This window comes from Mesorhizobium sp. M7A.F.Ca.AU.002.02.1.1, from assembly GCF_003998535.1.
GTDB classification, from domain to species: Bacteria; Pseudomonadota; Alphaproteobacteria; order Rhizobiales; family Rhizobiaceae; genus Mesorhizobium; species Mesorhizobium ciceri.
Map to the genome: position 1 here is coordinate 1 of NZ_RZPB01000636.1, position 3,525 is coordinate 3,525.

At 60.5% G+C, this 3,525-nt stretch carries 3 protein-coding genes; all 3 read left to right on the forward strand.

Annotated features, from left to right (window positions below):
• Positions 1-466: nuclear transport factor 2 family protein (locus EN879_RS28360; RefSeq protein ID WP_127274394.1), on the forward strand; the 466-nt coding region annotated here is incomplete at its 5' end.
• Between the two features lie 148 nt (positions 467-614).
• On the forward strand, positions 615-2,216 hold the full coding sequence (locus EN879_RS28365; protein ID WP_063169384.1) for an SDR family oxidoreductase: 1,602 nt from the start codon (positions 615-617) through the stop codon (positions 2,214-2,216).
• 138 nt (positions 2,217-2,354) lie between these two features.
• Positions 2,355-3,407, forward strand: coding sequence for an LLM class flavin-dependent oxidoreductase (locus EN879_RS28370; protein ID WP_063169383.1), 1,053 nt, complete (start codon positions 2,355-2,357; stop codon positions 3,405-3,407).
• The last annotated feature ends 118 nt before the right edge of the window (positions 3,408-3,525 follow it).

Sequence of the window (3,525 nt, forward strand, 5' to 3'; positions counted from 1 at the left end):
GCGTAGCGCATACTGGCCCGAAGCGTATGACAGGCACGGTCCCTATTGCGGACCGGCAGAGGACTTCATCCAATTTGCTCTCGGTCTGCCGGGGCACCGTAACATCCATCAAATCACGAACAGCCTGATCGACTTCATCAGTTCAGCAGAGGCCGCGGTCGAGAGCTATTTCACCGCGCTGCAACGCGGACCGGATACAGACCAAGAAATACGTCAGACGCTGCTTTGCGGCCGTTACTGCGATCTGTTTCAGAAGAGGCAGGACGAGTGGCGAATTGCGGAACGGACAGTCGTCTACGATTGGGTTGAGGAGCAAATCCCGCCAGCGATTCTTGAGGCAGATAGGTTCGGCCGGCGACAGCCGATTGGAGCACCACATCCAGACGATCCCATCTACCAGTTGCTCAAGGGTCACATCCCCACCGACCAAGATGGCGTCGAGGGTCCCCAACTGGGAGCTGCATAAGTGGGTAGGAATGGAGGATGAGCGCCCTACGGGAACGACATCTGTGTGGGGCCGCGACTGGCGGTCACTGCAACGATTTGGCTCGGCCCTTCATTCCGCCCAAGGTTGATGGGCTGAGATCACAAGCGGTCATCGTGGAGAAGCTCTCGTGAAACTGGCAGCACGCACCGTAATCATCACAGGCGCTGCGGGCGGGATCGGCCGTGCCCTGGTCGATATCCTTGCCGCGGACGGAGACACTGTAGTTGCGGTGGACCTTCCGGGCAGTGGTGTGGTTGAACTGGCTCGGGATCTCGGGTCGCCGCACGTCGGTCTGGAGTGCGATGTGTCGCGAGAGAAGGACATGCTCTCACTTTTCGGCCAGGTCGAAGCACGGTTCGCGCAAATCGATGTCCTCATCAACAATGCGGCGGTTGGACCCACGATGGATAGGATCATCGACACCGCTGTCGATACCTTCCGACGCGGCGTGACAGTGAACCTTATTGGGCCATTCGTTATGGCCCGGGAAGCGGCGCGGCGCATGAAGCCGGGCGGTGCGATCGTCAATGTGGCTTCGATGGCGGGCGTGGTCGGCAATCCCAGGCGCAACGCCTACGCAGCCTCGAAAGCTGGCGTGATCTCGTTGACAAAGTCCCTTGCATGCGAGTGGGCTATGCGAGGAATCCGCGTCACGGCGGTGGCGCCGGGCTCCGTCCGCACCCCAATGGTCACAGAACTGGCACGCGCTGGCAAAATGGACCTCGCGGCGATACGCCGCCGCGTGCCGATGGGGCGCTTGGCTCGCCCCGACGAGATCGCCAGGGTCGTGCGTTTTCTGAGCAGCACGCAGGCGCGCTACATCACCGGCTCGGTGCTGGCAGTCGACGGAGGCTGGATGTCATTCAACCAGCCGGGGGATGCTCACCCGCCGGTGGATGGTGCGCTCCAAGCCGAGCTCTCCTGTCCGGCCGAATGCACAGATGCGCGAATCGTGCTCGTCACCGGTGGCGCAAAAAGCATTGGCGCGGCCGTCGCTCGCCGCTTTGCCGCGAACGGCGACACCGTCGTGATTGCTGATAAAGATGGCACTGCAGCGGCAGAGCTGGCTACATCGCTCCCCGGCAAGCATCTGGCGAAATCGCTGGACGTGGCCGTCGAGAGCGATGTGGTGTCGATGTTCGAAGAACTGAGGGGACGCTTCGGGTATATCGATGTTCTGGTCAATAGTGCTGATACCGCCGACAGGATTGTGCCTGCGATCGAGCAACTGTCGAAACAGCTCGAACACGTCCTGGATGTCAACCTTACCGGCGCCTTCACCTGCGCGCGCGAAGCGATCAAGGCTATGCGCCCGGGCGGCGTGATCCTCAATCTCGGGTCGATCGACAGCTTTCTGCCGTTCGCGCCGCGCCATGCCTACGGCGCCTCCAAGGCGGGGATGGATATGCTGACCCGTTGCATGGCGGCCGAACTCGGGCCGGTCGGAATTCGGACAGCCACCGTCGCTCCTGGCCACATCCGCACGCCCGCACTTGCTCAGTTGGCCAAAGCCGGCCGCATCGACCTGACAGCAATCGGACGACGCATCCCCATGGGCAGGATGGGACGGCCAGAAGACGTCGCAGATGCATCGTTCTTCCTTGCTTCGTCTGACGCCTCATACATCAACGGCTCGATCCTCTACGTGGACGGCGGCTGGACCTCGTTCGGTGATGCGGGAAACGCCAGCGAGCTCTATGACGAATGTTTTGCGGAGGCCGCAGGTTAATTGCCAGGCCTTCGCAGGGCGACCGGCCGAGCATTATGAAGCCTCGGCTCCACGACGCACCTGAGGTGCTTGAGATCCAAGCATGCGCATGCCGAGCACATTCCCGGTCGGCTGACGTGTCTATAACGAGGAGAAATCATGGAATTTGCCACTTTCATTCTGGCCGCCCAGCGTGGCTATCACCAATCCTCAGAAAGCGTCATCCGCAACTCCATCGAACAGGCCGTCGCTTCGGAGCAGGCTGGGTTCAACACCGCGTGGTTTGCTGAGCACCACTTCAACAATTACAGCCTCATACCATCCCCGCTGATGATGGTGGCGCACTGCGGCGGCTTGACAAGCACGATTCGCCTGGGCACTGCCGTCTGCGTGCTGCCGCTTTACCAACCGCAGCGCCTGCTGTCCGAGATCGGCTTCGCCGACATCGTTGCGAACGGCCGTCTCGAGCTCGGCGTAGGCTTGGGATACCAGCAGTTCGAGTTCGAACGGTTCGGCGTGGACATCGATGAGGCGCCGGCCGTCTTTTCGGAATACCTGGACATCATTCTCAAGGGCCTCAACCAAAACGTCTTCGAACACGACGGCCAGTATGAGAAGATCCCCCCAACAGCGATTTCGGTCCGCACAGTCCAGCAGCCGACGCCGCCTATCTGGATCGCTGGCGGAGCCGCACGGATGGCTCGGGCCTACCGCGAGGGGCACAATTTTTTTGTCACAGCCTTCCACGACGGCTTAGAGACTTTGACCACACTGCGTGAATCAGTCGAGAGGGCGGCGGCATCCGAGGAAAAGAACGTCACCGACGTCAAGATATCGCTGCTGCGCTGCTGCTATGCCAGCCACGACGAGTTGGAGATCAACAGCTATCTCGACAATGCCCGCTTCCAGCGCCGGCTTTCTGAAGCCCTGCATCAGCGTCGCCAACAGAGCCACGATGGCTACCTGCTGCAGGAGACACCGACCCAGCAGGATCTGTCCTTCGAGACCATGCGCAAAAATTTGCCGATTGGCAGCGTAAATCGCGTGATTGATCGCCTGCTGGAAGAGATCGATATCTTGAAACCGGACCAGATCGCAGTTCAGACTCAATTGGGCGACTTCGACCAAAAGACGATGCTGCGCCAGATCGAGCTCTGGGGCGACAAGATCATCCCTGCGGTCAACAAGGCGCTTTGTCATGCCGGAAGCTGAAGCCGGCCGTTACGATGATGGCTGCCTATCCAGCGCGCAATGGCGTGGGTCCGAGCTAGGGAGGAGCTTCGATCAGCATGTGCTGCCCTGCGTACATTCACGTTCGCTTGAGGAGGTC